This window comes from Richelia intracellularis HH01, assembly GCF_000350105.1.
GTDB classification, from domain to species: Bacteria; Cyanobacteriota; Cyanobacteriia; order Cyanobacteriales; family Nostocaceae; genus Richelia; species Richelia intracellularis.
In genome coordinates, this window is sequence record NZ_CAIY01000068.1 from 1 (window position 1) to 19,008 (window position 19,008).

At 34.1% G+C, this 19,008-nt stretch carries 11 protein-coding genes, 1 tRNA gene and 1 pseudogene; 2 read left to right on the forward strand and 11 right to left on the reverse strand.

Annotated features, from left to right (window positions below):
• Positions 1-935 precede the first annotated feature (935 nt).
• Positions 936-2,290, forward strand: a pseudogene (gene der, locus RINTHH_RS07430) (ribosome biogenesis GTPase Der).
• Between the two features lie 47 nt (positions 2,291-2,337).
• Positions 2,338-3,309 carry an energy-coupling factor transporter transmembrane component T family protein gene (locus tag RINTHH_RS07435; protein ID WP_044304866.1) on the forward strand — a complete coding sequence of 324 codons (972 nt, stop codon included), beginning with the start codon at positions 2,338-2,340 and terminating at the stop codon, positions 3,307-3,309.
• Between the two features lie 535 nt (positions 3,310-3,844).
• On the opposite strand, the gene RINTHH_RS07440 is transcribed toward RINTHH_RS07435, so the two are convergent.
• The 11 genes from RINTHH_RS07440 to dxs form a co-directional block, all read right to left on the reverse strand.
• Positions 3,845-4,297: an ABA4-like family protein gene (locus tag RINTHH_RS07440; RefSeq protein ID WP_044304867.1), complete on the reverse strand. Its 453-nt coding sequence runs from the start codon at positions 4,295-4,297 to the stop codon at positions 3,845-3,847.
• 476 nt (positions 4,298-4,773) lie between these two features.
• Positions 4,774-5,157 carry a DUF4112 domain-containing protein gene (locus RINTHH_RS07445; protein WP_008234927.1) on the reverse strand — a complete coding sequence of 128 codons (384 nt, stop codon included), beginning with the start codon at positions 5,155-5,157 and terminating at the stop codon, positions 4,774-4,776.
• A 104-nt stretch (positions 5,158-5,261) separates the two neighbouring features.
• The gene (gene proB, locus RINTHH_RS07450; RefSeq protein WP_008234928.1) at positions 5,262-6,371 is read right to left on the reverse strand and encodes a glutamate 5-kinase; all 1,110 of its coding nucleotides are present in this window, start codon (positions 6,369-6,371) and stop codon (positions 5,262-5,264) included.
• Between the two features lie 600 nt (positions 6,372-6,971).
• Positions 6,972-7,493: a YqeG family HAD IIIA-type phosphatase gene (locus RINTHH_RS07455; protein ID WP_044304868.1), complete on the reverse strand. Its 522-nt coding sequence runs from the start codon at positions 7,491-7,493 to the stop codon at positions 6,972-6,974.
• Positions 7,494-8,039: 546 nt separating this feature from the next.
• Positions 8,040-8,603, reverse strand: a complete 564-nt coding sequence (locus RINTHH_RS07460; protein WP_008234930.1) for a DUF3727 domain-containing protein — start codon at positions 8,601-8,603, stop codon at positions 8,040-8,042.
• Between the two features lie 174 nt (positions 8,604-8,777).
• Complete coding sequence (gene ruvX, locus RINTHH_RS07465) at positions 8,778-9,254, reverse strand: Holliday junction resolvase RuvX (protein WP_008234931.1); 477 nt, start codon at positions 9,252-9,254, stop codon at positions 8,778-8,780.
• 26 nt (positions 9,255-9,280) lie between these two features.
• Positions 9,281-10,525 carry a GNAT family N-acetyltransferase gene (locus RINTHH_RS07470; RefSeq protein WP_008234932.1) on the reverse strand — a complete coding sequence of 415 codons (1,245 nt, stop codon included), beginning with the start codon at positions 10,523-10,525 and terminating at the stop codon, positions 9,281-9,283.
• A gap of 608 nt (positions 10,526-11,133) precedes the next feature.
• A complete protein-coding gene (locus tag RINTHH_RS07475; protein WP_008234933.1) occupies positions 11,134-11,355 on the reverse strand; it encodes a hypothetical protein in 222 nt (73 codons plus the stop codon).
• Between the two features lie 344 nt (positions 11,356-11,699).
• Positions 11,700-11,786, reverse strand: a tRNA-Ser gene (locus RINTHH_RS07480).
• 2,686 nt (positions 11,787-14,472) lie between these two features.
• Positions 14,473-15,528, reverse strand: a complete 1,056-nt coding sequence (gene mtnA, locus RINTHH_RS07485; protein WP_008234951.1) for an S-methyl-5-thioribose-1-phosphate isomerase — start codon at positions 15,526-15,528, stop codon at positions 14,473-14,475.
• A gap of 198 nt (positions 15,529-15,726) precedes the next feature.
• Positions 15,727-17,637, reverse strand: a complete 1,911-nt coding sequence (gene dxs, locus RINTHH_RS07490; protein WP_008234957.1) for a 1-deoxy-D-xylulose-5-phosphate synthase — start codon at positions 17,635-17,637, stop codon at positions 15,727-15,729.
• Between the last annotated feature and the right edge of the window lie 1,371 nt (positions 17,638-19,008).

Here is a 19,008-nt window from a genome sequence, read left to right on the forward strand (position 1 = left end):
GTGCTATCCTAATTTCATTTATATAAATCCTTGCTAAGCATTTAGCATTTTCCCCATCTAGTCACTAGTATTTACATACTTTCTTATTGTCCAAAAGCTACGCTGATTGATTTGATTAACCTCTATAGGGGCAATAATGCAATAATAAATTACAAACTAAATACGTTAGAATCCTTATGTTAATCCATTCATCCATATTTTGATAGGTTATTGAAATCCCTATTAATCACTCGAATGGATAACAATGTTTGGAAGATATTCTTAACATTTGCTTTGACTACATATTGGCAAAAATATTATCCAAATTGTCATATGGTAACTATTAAGCCCATACAGTCGAGTATAGGTAACCAAAAAACATATCAGCAACTATTTAACCTTAATCAATCCTCAGAAGAAATTAAGCCCTTATTCTTACCTTATATTTCAAAGAACCATTGGTTACTCCTGTGGTAGCCTTTAAAGAGGGATAATATGATTGATTCGGAGGACAGATAGAGACCTTTTAATACATTGAAAGCCAAATATAGTTTTATTCTCTTAGAAGGATTAGGCGGCTTGGGCTCTCCTATGACTTATTAATTCATGGTGACAAATCTAGCTGTGGAGTTGCATTTAATCGTAGTATTGATTACACCGATGATATTAGATTTAATTTCATAAGTAGTAATAAATATTCCCTTGGCTAATCAGTACAATATTAATATTTTAGAAATAATTCTTAACTGTATACAATCAAATAGCTGATGTGACACCCGTAAATTTAATTCAATCTCCAACAAATATACCTGTTTTAGGGAGTTCCCCTTATTTCAGATAGTCCTACTGATCTAGACAAAGTTATCCCAAATTGCAGTTGATTTAGATTTGGAAATATTACAACCCCAGTAAATTGCTAGAATAACGTTTTGAATCTATATTCACTATTGGTTATTATGGGACTTCCTGTTGTTGCAATTATCGGTCGCCCAAATGTGGGCAAGTCAACCTTGGTTAATCGCTTTGCCAAGGATAAGTCTGCTATAATTCACGATTTGCCAGGAATTACGCGTGATCGAACTTATATGCCCGCTTTCTGGGGTAATCGGGACTTTTGGGTAGTAGATACGGGGGGTTTGGTATTTAATGAGGATATAGAATTTTTGCCTCTCATTCGACAACAGGCAATGATTGCTCTCTCAGAGGCGGATGTAGTAATATTTGTGGTTGATGGCAGTACTGGGCTAACTGCAGCGGATAGGGAAATTGCCGATTGGTTAAGACAAAAAAATTGCCCTTATTCTTAGCAGTGAATAAGTGTGAATCACCAGATAAAGGATTAATTCAAGCGTCAGAATTTTGGTGTTTAGGATTAGGGGAACCCTACCCTGTATCTGCAATTCATGGGAGTGGTACAGGGGAATTACTGGATGTAGTAATTGAGTGTTTACCTGAAACTACAGAAATAATTGGCAATAACGAAATTAAGGTAGCAATTATTGGTCGTCCTAATGTAGGTAAATCTAGTTTATTAAATGCTTTTCTAGGAGAGCAAAGGGCAATTGTTAGTCCTATTTCTGGAACTACCCGTGATGCGATTGACACTTTTATTGAATATCAAGGGAAAAACTATTGCTTAATTGATACAGCTGGGATCCGCAAAAAAAAGAATGTGGAATATGGTCCGGAATTTTTTGGTATTAACCGTTCTTTTAAAGCCATTCGCCGTGCTGATGTAGTATTGTTGGTGATTGATGCTCTAGATGGAATTACAGAACAGGATCAAAAGTTGGCTGGTCGTATTGTAGAGGATGGTAGGGCTTTTATAATAGTAGTGAATAAATGGGATGCAATTGAAAAAGATTCCTATACCATTTATGATTACCAGAAGATTCTACATCAGCGTTTGCACTTTATAGAGTGGGTAGAGAATATTTTTATTAGTGCTTTAACTGGGCAGAGGGTAGACAAAATTTTGGATTTAGTGGATTCTGCTGCCATAGAACACAAGCGTCGGGTAAGTACATCAGTCATTAATGAGGTATTGAATGAGGCTGTTCGTTGGCATTCACCCCCTACCAGTAGACAAGGAAAGCAGGGTAGAATTTACTATGGAACTCAAGTTAGCAGTCAGCCTCCTAGTATTGCATTGTTTGTCAATGATGCTAAACGTTTTAATGAAAATTATCGACGGTATATTGAAAGGCAATTTCGACAACAATTAGGTTTTAAGGGGACTCCTATACGCCTATTTTGGCGTAGTAAAAAAGCTCGTGATATTGGAAATGCTAACCATGCTACTAAGGTGTAGAAATTGTGGGTGCCACAATATAAACATCTAAAATCTAAAATTAAACAATGGATTTATTGCAATCACTACCCCTAGGACTATACTTAGAGCAACCACAAACATGGTTACATAAACTCGATCCACGAGTTAAGTTTTGGTGGTTGATGAGTTTTCTTACCACCTATATTTTTGCCAGCACCATATGGCGAGTAGTTTTAGTATTAGTCTTAATCTTTATTACTATACTGGCACCAATTCCTAGAAGAGTATGGCAAAAACAGATGGGCTGGTTGTTAGTTTTATGCTTTTTTGTGTGGATTATTGCTTCTATTAGTCCTGATGGTTTAGGAATTAAATATCAACCCAGACTGCCAAGCATTTCTACTACTAATTTACTCAAATCAGTCAACTATAAATCCACTTATAGTCCTTCTATAAAAACCTTAACACCCAATAGTATTACACCAGAAATTAAGAGAAAAGTACAAATTCAACGAGGTAAAAAATATCATTATATTTTGTTTAAAAAAGGACCAATTACTATAACTCGTCGTTCTTTTGATTTAGCTGTGCGCTTGAGCACTATTGTTTTTACAGTTATTTACAGTACAAACCTTTACCTGTTAACAACAGCACCCGAAGAAATTACTGCAGGGATTGACTCCTTGATGCAGCCTCTGCGAAAGTTAAAAATACCCGTAACTGAAATTGTCTTAACTTTAACTCTATCTCTGCGATTTATTCCTCTAGTGTTAGAAGAAATACAGAATTTGACACGTTCTGTTTTCACTAGGGCCATCAACTGGAAAAAATTGGGGTGGAAGGGATCCATAAAAGTATGGATTACAGTAGTAGAAAGATTATTAGATAATTTATTACTTAGAGCTAATCAAATATCTACAGCTATGATAACACGTGGCTTTACCAGTCCTAATGAGCATCAAGTTCGATGGCATAACCTAGAGTTGAATAGCTTAGATTGGCTGGCAATAATAGGATTATGCTTCTTCTGGGGGGCACGCTTGTGGTTTGGTTGGTAAACTTGAAGACTTTTTGGAAATTATCACGCCGCAAAAATTGATTTAGCTATTTTGGAAAATATCAACAATTGAGATGTTCTCACTGAAGAATTTTTCAAATAAGAAATATATAAATGAGTTGTAGACTACCTTAAATCAAAAGCTTTATAAAAAATTTACTCACTACCCAAGTCATTACTGATGACCTGAATAATCTAAGTACAGCTAAAACATTAATTTGGGCTACGTCAGGATTTAAGTAAAAGCTTACCCTAGTACAGATATAAAATGTTAGCTATTCTTCATCTAAATAACCCTATTGAATACTAATACTAATTTAATATTTCTGTATATTTTTGATGTAGATATATCTCTATTATGACTTTCCTGTTGAATTTGTTTAGGTTATGACGAATCAAAATTATGCTCATAGTCTTCATGAGTATAATTACTATAAATCAAAATCATAGATAGAAAACTCCCACACCCAAGACATATATAATTTCTGCTTATAGTTAAATTTTGTATTCATCGATCACCAAAGGAGGTAGATATTTTAAGTAGTGGGTGTTTCAGAGATGAATGACTTAGAAAAAAAAGTTTTTCTAACCCAATCAGTAATTATATGGGAGAGTAAGCCCAAAGGACCAGCAAGGAGGCACAAAGTGATTGAGTGGACGGTCCAGACACCTGTTTGTTGTCCTTTCCAATAAACCCATCTACCCATAAATAAGTCCAATGCTAAAAAATGAACCCAGCCAGTTGCTGTAGCAGTTTCGTCTGTAAAAAATACAGTGATATCAGATAATTTTGGGTTTATTAAAGCCTGAGCACTTTCAAGGGTAATGCAATTAACAAGTAAGTAGAAATATGCCAAAGATAATGCTACAAAAGGCAAATATGAACTCATCATCTTACGGGTAATTTGCCAGTTCGGCAAAAAAATCATTAATGTCCAGAATGGCAATACGAACACATTAATAACATCAAATAATTGTGAGACCATAATGCAATAATGAGTAATTTATAATTTTCTCCGCAGGTGTAACTCTTTTTACTAAGGAAGTAAATAAGTTTTCCAACTATTAATTATTATGCCAGTCTGGCAGGTAAAGGAACAAGTATAATTTCGCTTGGAGTCTAGCAAGGCAAGTGACTTTAATATTACTAAGATAATAAATATTGTAATTCTACGTTATTATAACTATTGTCAATTATTCTAGTATTCTAAAACTTGGCTGAAATTAGAAAGAGTATGTATTTAATGATAAATAATCCAGTGAAGCTAATCTGTGATCAAGATGCACATATATAACAATACCTCCACCCTGGTATTATCATATCTCTTAACAGGGAATGTCAATAATTGAAACCAGAGAATTTCTGAAGATATGTATTCTGATAAGGTTAATAACCCTCCATGGATGATGAGAACATCCCTTGTTTGATTGGTAACACAAACTATTTTTCATCTGACTTATCCACTTAATGAAGTGATGACTGCAGATGCTGTTCGAGTAATACCATATTGCGTTGATTTCCTTTCCAGACAATATCAAATATATCCCCTAAAACCGGCACAGTGCCAAGCGTAGCATCTACCACAGTATTCAATATCATTTTGCCCAAAATTTGCCGAGAAGCTCCCAAACGCGCTGATTCTATAATTAAATATGCAGATAGGAATATTCCTAAGGTATCACCCAGGGCTGGCATTAGTCCAATTATGGGATCTAATCCAATACGGATATTTGTAAAAGGAATAGAAATAACTGTATCTAAGAAACGACTGAAGAATCGTAAATATTTTAAAGTAGCAGCCTTTCTGTCCGTATCAATTATAATAAAGCGGGCGCGATTTTGAAACATGAGAATGGTTTCACATTAATATTATAGTTTTACTTTCTATATATTTTAGAATAAAGGGAAATAAGAGATTTCACACTTGCTCAGTATTGTCATTTCTCTATCCTCTAAATAAGTATTAAATTATCTCTATGAATTACCGTTTCTGTTCCCTCATAACCAAGAATTGAGGTTATGTCATCGGAGCAACAGCCACAAATCTTCTTCAGCTCTTGACTGCTATAATTGACTAATCCCCTAGCAATTTCAGTACCATATTTATTACATAATTGTACTGAATCATTAGCATCAAAAACTCCTTCAACTGTGTTAATCCCTTCAGCTAATAATGACTTGCCATTTTTGGTAATAGCTGTTACTGCCCCACAGTCCAAATATAATTTACAACCAGGAACTAATCCATAAATAATCCAATGATTGCGGGCTGATTTTGGTTCCGGATGGGGAGCAAAATGGGTTCCAATAGCTTCACCCTGCAAAATTTTCACGATATTCCAAGGATTACACCCTTCCGTAATCACTGTCCTTATTCCTACAGTTGTGGCAATTCTGGCTGCAGTAATTTTTGTCATCATTCCCCCTGTTCCCCATTTAGAACTAGAATTGCCAGTTTCTATTTGTAGGGCATTTAATTCTTCCATACTACTAATTAAGGGAATGGGTTTAGCATTAGCTACATAACGAGGATCTGCAGAATACAAACTGTCTACATCAGTTAGTAAAAATAGTGTTTCTGCCTTTACCAAACTAGCTACTAAGGCTGAAAGCATATCATTGTCCCCAAATTTCAATTCATCTACAGCGACAGTGTCATTCTCGTTTACTACAGGAACCACTCCCAATGATAATAATTCCTGTAGGGTATTATAAACATTTAAACAACGACTACGCTGGATAAAATCACTGCGGGTAAGTAAAACTTGAGCAATAGGTTGTTGCAAGGTTGTAAATACGTCATCATATACCCGCATTAATCTGACCTGCCCAACAGATGCGATCGCTTGTTTAAAAGATATACTTTTGGGCCGTTCTGTTAACTGCAAACATGCACAACCAAAACCCACAGCCCCAGAAGAAACTAAAATCACATTGTAACTTTCTCGCCGCAATTGGCATAAGGTTTCTGCTAAAGAAGTAATAGTAGACAATGCCAATTCCCCTGTTTCCGGCTGAGTTAGGCTAGAAGTACCTATTTTGACAATAATTGTTGATCGCATGAAGTTAGATAAAATAGGTTAAGGATAACTATCACATACAATTTCACTAAGCTTCCAGTTCTTCATCACTTTGATAAATTTATTGGGAAGAATACTATTGTCTAGCTATATTACTTTCCTATAGCTCAGTAAAAATTAAGAATATCATTTAGCTACATATTTTAATTGCCTAAGTATTAGGTAGTCTGCAGAAATAAATTATAGTACAAAGTAATCTACTTTAGAAATAATTGTATAAAAAATAATGTTCCATGATACTAAAATAGTGCTATCCTAAAATAAAATTAAGTTATTATAGTCACAACAACTATATCAGAGAACGGGCAAATAAAAGGATTATCAAGGTAACCTCCATAAATGCCTATTATAAAAATTCAGATTAAATTCTAAAATATTATATATTCTTTGTTTTTTACAAATGCCAGATTAAACGGTATAAATGGTATAGTGCCACCCCTAAAGCAAAGGTAATGACTTATTGCTTTGACAACTTGATTCGATGAGACTACATGATGTTCGATTTTCATGAGTCACTCTTATTCCTTAATGTATTTTTACATGTATTTATTCTCTTGAAGATTCTTCAATCTGTATTATTCTTTATTTCCGAGAAGAAATAGGTGCTCCTAGGATTTTCGTAATCCAAATTTCAAGGTTACGAATAGGATGAGCATAGAATTTAATACCAGGTTGGATAATAGGTTCAACAAAAATTGTAAACATTCCCAAACGATTACCAGCTAATACATCTGTAAATAGGCGATCACCAACCATACCAACTTGTTCCACAGGTAGTCCCATGGACATAATAGCCTCTCTAATTTTTCGCCGTGAGGGTTTTGCTGCACCTAAGTAATAGGGTAGGTCGAGGAATTCAGCAATCCCCCGAATTCGAGACTCACTAAGGTTATTACTAACTAACCACAAAGACACAAAAGTACGCATCTGTTCTACCCAATGTCGTAACTCAGCAGATGCTTGAGATACATTAAGTGGTACTAAAGTTTCATCAACATCTAGTATTAAACCTCTGAGCTGATATTCTTTTACAATGTCTGGTGTTAAATCCAGTATAGTACTTTCTAAAATTAGGTCAGGCTGTAAAAGTTGTTTCAAAGTCATGACTCGCAAAATTTAGTATTTGACAATTTTTGTGTTTTCCATTGGAAGAGATAAAAACTATTGTTTATGTTCTTCCAGTTAAGGCTTGGTTTGCAAGCATAATTCAAATGACTAATGACAACTGATTAGAGGTAATAACAGTTCAATCTTTGCAAATTTACTAATTCCAATAACTACTCAAATATTTATCACTAAATGAAAGTCATGATTTTAATCTATTTGTTGTATCCAACATCTATGATTGCCCATTATTCTAGCCATAAATTATTATACCTATACCCATAATTCTTCAAGTTATTATCTGTTTGGTACATTATAATCCCCAGAAAAAACCTGGAGCTTATGTTTACAAATAAGCTGTGGTGTCTGAATAGATAAATTTCAATTGCTACACCTGTATTAATTATTAATTAATTGTTTTTATGTTAAGAACCAAACTTATTTCACTACTGTATAGTATTTTAATCAAACGTGGCTAAAAAATAAAATTACCCAAAATCACCATTGAAAAAACTACATAATATTTTAATTTTGAGTATGATACGTTTAGTCAGTCTCATTAAATAGATGCTCTTCTAACAATGGTTGTAATTTACGAAACTCTTCTGGTGAAAGAAGTTTCATCATTCCAGAAATATGTTTTTGAGCAAAGAACAGCAAGGGATCTATAGGAGTATAAATAGTATACTCTTGATCCTCATAATAAAATTTGGCAAGTAATTGTAACTCTTCTGGTTCTAATTCTTCTTCATCTTCAATTTCTAGAGTAAAAGTATCTGACTCCTCCATGGAAGGCAAATTTCCTACAACTGTTAAAGTATAAGCTGTACACTTTAGTTCTAGGTTCTGTTCTGCTAAAACGGCTTGGGCTATAGGATAAACTTGCTCAATAGTAGTATCATCTTCAATTAAGATGACTTCTTCTCCACCTTTACTACAGGAAACAAAAAATTCTACTGGTGAATCCTTAGGAAGTAATAAGAAATACTCCTTACCATCCACTAATAGGGAGTCTTCAAGATAGCATTCAAGACTTCTTCCTTGCTCATCAGTTAAAGTAATTACACCCAAATCACGTTCATTCTTATCAGAAAATGGAGAGGAAAACATAAACTAAATTTGATTGCAGCAAATGGATAACTACCAACAATTCAATATGGTTTATAAAGATCAATATTTGAAATATATTATCTTCAACTTACCCTTGTTGTCGGCTAACTAATCACACTTCAGGATATCATGCTCATGAGAAGGATCATGCAAAACACATTTTTGTTAACTTGGCTACCGTGATTTTTGAATATCCAACCATTGTTGCAAAATAATAGAGGCCGCTTTGCGGTCAACTAGCCCTTTATGACGAGATGGGGAAATATTTTGTTTGATTAACATCTGCTCTGCTTGATATGAGGTTAATCGTTCATCTACGAATTCTACAGGCAATTGTAGGGCTTTAGCTAGTCTATGGGCAAATTTTTGTACTTGTCGTGCTTGAAAACCTAAAGAACCATCCATGGAATAAGGCATACCGGCTACCAGAGTCTTTACTTTTCTTTCTTCTACAAGTAAACGTATTTTTTCCACATCTTGCGTGAAAGACTTACGTTCAATAGTAACAATCCCTGCAGCTATTAACCCAGTAGGATCACAGCCTGCAATCCCAATACGTTTACGACCAATATCCAAGCCCAAAGCTGAAACAAACTGTAGTGTTGAGTTCTGATTAGTTAATGTGGTATTCGAATCATCCAATTTTGACAAATAATTCCTCCTACTAGCATTTATCATTATTTTTTTGAGCAATAGCCCACTTCAATACCATGGTGAATACTTTCTGGTGTGTTTATTAGCCCTTGACAAGGAATTCTCACTGGTTCTTGCATCCTATGAAACTTATCTAATTCATTACTTGATTTGTCATGGGGGGACCATAACATTCCTCCCGGTATAGGTTTGCGTGCTGGTTTTAATCCTTGAAGCATTTCCGGTAACTGAATTCCTTCTAAAGATACTAATTTTGACTCTCTTACCTTGTGCCATACAGAACGGGACATTATTAATGTATGCTCTGTATGGGTGGCACCAATTTTTTCCAAATACTCCTCTCCTTCTGGTTGATAGTCGGCAGAAATTAATTGTAGTGATTGAGGAGGAATACTTTGGACAATACGAGCAAGTTGAGAAATTAATTCTGGATACAACCAAGTATATGCTGGATGTACTGTTAATTTGCCCATATGTGGTTGCTCTCCTTTACAATTGAACATCACCTCAAAGCAACCAATTGCAGCCTTGCGTTGCGGTTCAAAAACATAGCCATTTATGACTTCAACCTTGTTTAGCCATTGTTGAATGTTAGCTGTCAATGAAGTAAACAAACTAGTTTTAAAATCATGGGTTTGGCGATCAAAAACCTGCCTTATCAGTGGTGGCATAGAAGCTGTATCTAACTGGTATAGCAACTGAGCATCAGCATCACTAATGGGTAATAAATTGGGTAAATCTGGTTCTGCTTGTGCTAAGTCGACCAACAAGTCAGGAGCGATTTCCCAATAAGTCAGTTCAGCCAAGCGCTGAAACCCATTTTTGCGATACAAAGCTAGAGCATCTTTGTCATTAACATTAACTTCCAATATCCAAGTACGTGCTTCTAGCAATGATTCAAAGCAGTAGCGTAATAGTTGAGAACCAATTAGTTGTCGATTAACCCCATTCTTCATTATTACCTGCTCTACCCGCCACGTACTACGGGTGCGGTTAAAAGGAGATACTTGGATTGCACCTAATAAAACCCCTCCCTGTTCTGCCACATAAGTACAAAGTTTATGTCTCAAGGGGTTAGGAAACCAACTAAGGAACTTTAACACCCCATACCAGTGACGTAGATTCCGTATATGGTTGGCAGTATAATCAGCTTTTTTTTCCGTGGAGATTTCTGAATACTCTCTACTTAGTATTTCTATTCCATCCAGGTCGCGGTACTGTACTGGCCGGATGACTACGCTGAGATTTTGAGAGATTAGTGAAGTCATTTTTTTAAGCTGCCATTTGGAATCAAGTAATGGGGATCTAGAGGATTTACTCAAACTGATTGTAACGGCTTTTTACCAGCAATGATTTCCCACTTCTGGAGATCAGTTCAACTATAAACATTAAACATTGTAGAGTTGTCAGAAATTTTATCAAGATGTAAAGTTCAAATTAAAAAAAACATCAGCTTATGAAGCTTATTACATGATGTTACTAAAGAAAGCCAATAAGAAATATCAGCAACGGGCATAATTCGCCACTATCTAAAGTCATCAAGGTGATTCTAGCAAAACCTACTCACTATCTCACTATGTATAGAGATATGTTTAATATATTTTCTACGAATGGACCTTATACTTCTGTCAATAATGATACTGGTACAGTAGTATGAAACAACTGGTTGCTAACATAGCACTGGGTAATAGGGGTTTAAAACCCTTACTTTTTACACCCTTCAATAGCCTTAATTAATGTTTATCATGCTCACCACTTGAACATCGATTACCACTATACCCCCTCATATCCAAATAAGTCTTAATTTATTACGAATGTAACAGCAATATTTTGAATCTAAAAGTAATGATTTTTTATCTTAGTTGATTCTCAAATACTATTCTCTGACAACTTGCCGAGATATTTGTTTCTCAGCATCTGCTTGGGTTTGATGAAGTAATTCCTGTACACTATCCCTATTATTATGTTGTGTTTGCTTTATTAGGGTTGGAACTAAATTGCGAGCCTGCAGTAACATATGTGATTGAAGGTGAGCTACATACTCACTGAAGTCTTTATTAATAGCGTTTGCCTTTGCTGCAGTATGTTGTGATTTCATTGTCACTTTTATCCCCCTTGCGAAATATTTATTAGTTTACTATTTAAATGATTACCAGAAACCATTCAGATTGTTATGGATATATTCACAATTCGCAAGAAACCTTAATTCTTCGTCAAAGAGGTGAGTACACACTTGTAGGTGAGACCCGCAAGTAAAAAAAACAGAAAATAATGACTGTGAAACGTTAAGTTATGTAGTACAACTAAATATTAACTTATTTAATAAATAAACCAAGCATTAAGATTAACAGAGCTTTTTTCAGCTTTTCTATTATCCCAAACCACTACTGTATCTAAAAATAATGGTTATGTATAAATACAGCTTCAATCAAATTTTAAAAACGGAGAGGGGGGGATTCGAACCCCCGATACCTACAAAGGCATAACGCATTTCGAGTGCGCCGCATTCAACCACTCTGCCACCTCTCCAATATATTGACTTTATAATAAGGTTTTTGCATTGTAACACTCTTAATTTTACTTGCAGTTTTTTTTTGGCGAAGACATATTTATTCCATATTCCACTATGATTAAGATCTAATTGACTTCCCATATGGTAATTTCTTCAATCACCACGAAAAGCTTTATGTGATGGGATATTTTAAAAATAAATAAACAGAGATAAAAAAACTACCTGCTAGCGAGAACCCAGAAAATATTACTGTATCTATCTGATGACTATAGTATATGTATTTATTCTCTTATTCACAGGATTTTAGTGTATTAATTACACCCTAAATTTCTTAGGAGATTAAAGCTGATATTACCAAGAAGTAAATACCTGGCAAATGTAGAAAACACTTACTTTATTCCTGACTTTCCTTATGAAAATTTATCCAATTGACCTCAATCATAACTTTTAAATTCACTTAAGTTTATATAAAGTACAATGCGATGTATTTTATACACGACACAATTAATAGTGACTGATTTCTTGATATGGAAATTTGAGGAACTATTCATAAACTATAGTAATCTCTTAAGAGAGAACTGTGACCATCAATATCAACACCCTTACTTGTGAAGTGTTGTCTATATAAATTCTGAGTTAATGTATTTATTAGCATAGTTAAATTTTCTATTAAATTATTGCAAATATTGCAAAAACTAAAACCCAGTTATACCATTAGTAAAAAGCAATCCTAACAGTCTTGATATCAATATGGAAATACAATATTGGCAATTAAAGGTGATGTAAATGACTATGAGATTATCTGATATAATCCTAATCCTAAGAACGAATTAACCTAGCTAAAAATATTCAGGGATAAGTACTATATTCCAATAGTCATAATAGCAGCAAATCCTACTAAAAAAGTGGAGTTAAGAATTAGAGTTTGATATAAAAAATCTAATAATAATGATACTAAAATCTCTTCCAAAATACAGCTATACACACTAAACAACAATAGTCTATTTAAATTGCTTATAAATGTAGGTTCAGGTTCATTAAGGATAAATCTCGATTATTTTATCTTTTTAAGACGATATCAATGAAAGTCGCTTCTGAATACTCAATCTTAGTGGCTTATTGCCTATTCCAAGAGATATTCTTGATATCTTTACCCGTTTTATCTATAACTTTGGTAAAGTAATGTAAATATATAAGGAGAACCTATAAATCGAAGAAATTGAGTTAGCGTACCTAGAGAAAACTTTCAAAGAAAGTTTTCTAATTTAACTTATATTTGCAAATTCATATATATATATATTTTAGGGTTTAGATGCTCGCAGCTAAAATTAAAAACTTAACCCCTGCAACTTTTCCAAAATATCTGTCAATCTTATTTCTATAGCTTGCAGATATTCCAAAGCATTATTAAACCTCATTTCTCCCGATACATCTCCTAAGATATTTATTCCTACTATCTTTAATTATAAATACTAATTCCTATCCTAGTTAATCTTCAGTAAAGACATGTAAATGAACTCCTATTAGAGGAATAAATTTTAAAGCAAACTTAATATCTTAATACATAGTTAACTAGAAATATTGATATTAAAAATATACTTTTTTCTTGGAAATATTATATAAAATTTTTCCGACTCGATTAAATACTAGTGTGATGCCAATAAGTATATTTTATATTTTTCTTATCTGAAAGTGCCAATTAATAATTGTTCTTTATTAATATCTTTTTAAAAAGATAACAGCTCTTCCATGGAAGTAAAAACTCTCTTTAAAGAGAATAATATGTATAGTCTCTTGAGATATTTATTCTATCTATTAAGTTATAGTTACTTACCCTAAAATTTTATTATGTTTTTTGAGCTTATGCTGCCTGTAATGATAATAATTATTTTTTCTCAGTCTGCAAATATATTACTGAATTCATACTTATTCCTAGCTATTTCTTACTATAAGCTACTTGTGATTATACCCCACGAGTTGACTTTTTTAAAGTTGCCTTATATAATACCTATTAATATTAATTAATTTAACTTAACTCATAAACATAAAAATATCCTCTACAGAGAAATGCTTGTGCAGATTTATTTATTAGTTTATCAAAAAAACTAGACATGCTAATAGCATGTCTGCAAAAAAATAGCTATCTTCATTTATGAAGTGAATAACTTGTTGATTTTGAGTCCCTAATGACTATTTGGGAAAATTTTGAGAATTAGTTATGAATTAATCTAATACTAGAGATATCAATTAATAAAGATATACTAACTTCCCCAATTAAATTTGGTAAATTATTAGGAACTTACAAATGTATTTTTTATTTAAAAGATGGTATAAATCCGTGTTACTACCACCTTAGTCCACATGTTTTCAACAATATAATTGCTATATATAATTTATATTTTTTTATATTAAATTTTGATAGGGTTTGATTATCAATCACATCTGAATAATAGAGAAATTCATTAATCATCTAAATCTTTGAACTTAAAGATATACCAATTTTTTACTTACTTTAATTGATACTACTCCAAATTAAGGTTTTGTATTGGTTAAACACATATCAAGGACTTTTATGAGTTTTTACAAGGCCTTATGATAGTTGCAAGATGAAACTCAATGATTAAATACTTTTATCCGAACTAACTTTATATTAATTAGCATGATCACATCCTTGGGGATTAATCCCCAAGGATGTGATCATGTTCATTTTTCTTCCTTATAATATTGTAATTCTTCAGGAGGAAATGCTCCTTTTTCCGTAATAATAGCACTAATCAAATTAGCTGGGGTCACATCAAATGACGGGTTATAAAATTTTGCTCCCTTAGGAGTAACAATTATATTACCCATATTATAAATTTCAACTGGATGTCGTTCTTCAATGGCAATTTGACTACCCTCAGAGAGGGAAAAGTCAACTGTAGATAAGGGAGCAGCTACAAAAAACGGTAAATTATGGGCTGCAGCAACCAATGCTAGACTATAAGTACCTATTTTATTAGCTACATCACCATTAGCAGCAATGCGATCAGCTCCCACAACTACAGCATCAATAAACCCCTGTTTCATACAATGGGCTGCCATACTATCAGTAATTATAGTTACTGGAATACCTTCTTGAACACATTCCCAAGCAGTGAGTTTTGCACCTTGTAACCTTGGACGGGTTTCATCTGCATATACCATTGCTAAGCGTTTATCACTCCATGCTGACCGTATTACCCCCAACGCAGTACCATAACCGGCAGTTGCCAATGCACCAGCATTACAGTGAGTTAGCAAACGCAACTTATTGGGAGTTTTTGGTAATACTTTTAAACCATTGGCACCAATGACTTGACAGGTCTGTAAATCTTCCGCGTTGATGCTTTGAGCAATATGAAATAAACTGGTTTTTATCTCTTCTACTGTGCCTAAAGTTTCATAGGCAGTTTTCATCATCCGTGATATTGTCCAAAACAAGTTTACTGCTGTAGGACGGGTATCACGGAGCATCTGTGCTATTTCTTCCAAACGTTCTAAGAAGCAGTTGCGGTCATTGGTGTCTATTTCCCTGGCGCCTATATACATACCATAAGCTGCTGCCACTCCAATAGCAGGTGCACCTCTAACAATCATCGTTTTAATTGCCTTTGCCATATCTTCACTACGGCTAATTTCTACAAACGTATACTCGTTAGGCAAGCGATTTTGATCAATGAGAGAGACTGCATTGTTATGCCAAATAACTGGATAAACTTGGTTAGTAGAGGAATTCATGAAATTAAATAAGACGTTAAAGGGTTAGGTCAATGGCTAGCTATTTACTTTTAATGGGGACATGATTATATCCTTAGATACTCGTGGATTAAACCATTCATTAAATTGCTAAGATTAACAAGAGTGAAGTTATAAACCATAATTCGAGGGTTCAGCATCACCAAGTCCCCATGTTCAGATGGAGTTAAAATAGACTACTTACGACATAATAGGGAGTGTTTTTTGACTAAACAACATTAGTAAAATTCTGTCGGCAATTTGTGAGCTAGACAACCCCAAATCTGCCTTTGATTCATGCGGCTGGGCATGGTCTACCAGCACATCAGGTATACCAATCCGCTTCACTGGAACTACTACATCCCGATCTAATAAAGCCTCTACTACAGCAGAACCAAATCCACCAGAAACACAACCTTCTTCCAGGGTAACTACTCGCCCAATTTTCTCTGCCAGAGTTAAAATCATTTCTGTATCTAAGGGCTTGGAAAAGCGAGAATTGACTACCGTGGCTTCAATTCCATGTTCGCTGAGAATCTCCGCTGTTTGCAAAGCTGGATATACCATAGTGCCATAACCCAATAAAAGCAAATCATCTCCATGACGTAGGATTTCTCCCTTCCCAATTTCCAAAGGTTCCCAGCCTTCTTCCATTAAAGGTACACCATAACCACTACCTCGTGGGAAACGCATAGCTATTGGTCCTGCATTATAGTTAATGCCAGTCAGAACCATTCTTTGTAACTCTGCTTCGTCTTTTGGTGCCATTAACACTATATTGGGAATACAACGCAAATAGGCAATATCATACATACCTTGATGAGTAGGACCATCTGCTCCTACAATTCCTGCTCTATCTAGACAGAAGAACACGGGAAGATTTTGAATGCAGACATCATGTATTATTTGGTCATAAGCACGTTGTAAAAATGTAGAATAAATTGCTACTACGGGGATAATTCCTTCACAAGCAAGTCCCGCAGCCAAAGTTACTGCATGTTGTTCGGCAATACCCACATCAATGTACTGCTTGGGTAGTTTTGCCTGGAGCTTATCTAAACCAGTACCTGTTGCCATCGCTGCAGTAATACCAATAATTTTTGGGTTTTGCTCCGCTAATTTAACTAGGGTGTGAGCAAAAACCTTAGAGTAAGAAGGGGGTTTGGGTTTATTAGAAGGAATTGCCTTCCCAGTAGAAAGGTTAAATGGAGATTGAGCATGGTAGCCAACCTGATCCTTTTCTGCAATTTCATAACCCTTACCTTTCACCGTTGCCACATGAACTAAAACAGGTCCATTAATTTGGTGTGCTTGGTGAAAAGTATTAATCAACTCCTCAATATTATGTCCATCTACAGGTCCTATATAGGTAAAACCCAACTCCTCAAATACAGCGCCCACTTTTGGAACAGCTAATCTCTTCATCCCCTCTTTAATCCTACTTAGCTCTGGGGACAGTGACTCACCTACAAAGGGTATTTGCTTAAATTGTTCTTCAATATTATCTGTGAGGAATTGTAGAGGTCCACTCAAGCGCATCTTGTTTAGATAGCGGGGAATCGCTCCTACGTTGGGGGAGATAGACATCTCATTATCATTGAGAACGACTAAAAGATTAGTTTTTGGCAAATGTCCAGCATGGTTGATCGCTTCTAATGCCATTCCTCCAGTCAAAGCCCCATCACCAATAATAGCAGCTACCTTGAACTTTTCTCCTCTGATATCCCTTGCTAAAGCCATCCCTAAAGCAGCAGAAATGCTAGTAGAAGCATGTCCAGCTCCAAAATGGTCAAACGTGTTTTCACAGCGTTTTAAATAGCCAGCAACCCCATGCTTTTGCCGTAGTGTATGAAAATCTTTATAGCGTCCTGTAATTAACTTGTGAGGGTATGCTTGGTGCCCTACATCCCAAATAACTTTATCACGATCTAAATCTAGGGTTTGGTATAGACCTAGCGTTAGTTCTACAACACCCAATCCAGGTCCTAAATGTCCCCCAGTTACTCCCACCGTTTGCAAATGTTTATCCCTAATCTGACAAGCAATTTGTTTTAATTGATTAACTGATAAACCATGTAACTGATTGGGGTGGTTAATATCGCTTAGATACATACTAGATAAAGTTTTCTCTCTTTAAAGTTTCCATCACTTTGATTTTGCCATGTAAGGGCTGCTTTCAGAATGAATTGAATTTTTGTTAATATTGGCAATTATAGATACATTACATACAACAAATTAAAATACTTGATTTTGACTTGTTGGGTATAATAGAATAAAGTCTTTTCCTAATATCAGAAGCGTACATGGGTAATTAATATAAGCCTTAATTTATAATTGCTGAGTACAGGTAAGTAGTATTAACTCTACCTACCTGTAATGAGTGCCTATCCCATTTACGCTGGCCTAGAAATAACTTTTACTATTTGCCAAATACGAATTTAGCCAATTCTAAGCAGTGGCAGGGGCAATTTGATTTACAAATATTTTTCACCCCAACTTTGAAGATTAAACATAATTATCAATTACCATTTCCCTAAAGATGCATGGATTTACTCCTATCGAAAAAACCTTATATGCTGTCAATTCTACATATGCAAAAATTTTCAATTTAGTGAGAACAACAGTGTTTAAAAAATTGAAGATTGGGTGTTGAGCTAATCATTATTGCTCGGTTGTTTTGTAAATTATATCCTACTGTCTTATCGTGTTAAAATTTGTATGGTGTTACACAATATGGTTAGGAATTTTTATTTTCTCTTTTTTCCAGGATAGTCATAAATCAAAGTGCAGTGATTCGATGTAAATGATTTCCAGATAATTTTACAAAAAAATCTAAATTTTCCGGAACCTAAACTTATTTTATAAGATTGTAGACTCATAAATCTAACTTTTTTTCTTGAAGATTCCCTCACATATAAAGCACATTTAATATTTACCCTTAATAGATGTATTACTATTAAGGGTAAATATCCAGTAAAAGCTCAATATAAATGTTGCATATATTTTATATCTTTACTAAAGTAAACTTATTAGACTTGTCAGATTAAATAACTAAGAAATTGAAGAAAAAATTATAGTCCTGTTTAAATAAAAATATTTAAACCTAGAATATCGTCTAAACCCTAGCCTAAGATTAGACAATATTACAATAAAATCCGTACGAATGTCTACTTTGGTAGTTATGCAGATATATTATAGTAAATTTTAAACACAAGACTTATAAATTTTTTTTCAAATTCATAATAATATTAATTTATTCAGTTCAGTCTAAATAGAAAAATCAATATTAAGATCTCACATTCAATTCATATCTGAAATTTTATTACTCTCTATCTCTAAAATAACAAATAAATTTAATGAAATCAAATTATTTTAATTGCTACGAGTAAATAATTTTCCTGAATAGAGGATGACCATCTACTCCAACAATATTTAAGTGATAATCTACTAAAATTTTAAGAATGTAAGATACTATTATCTTTT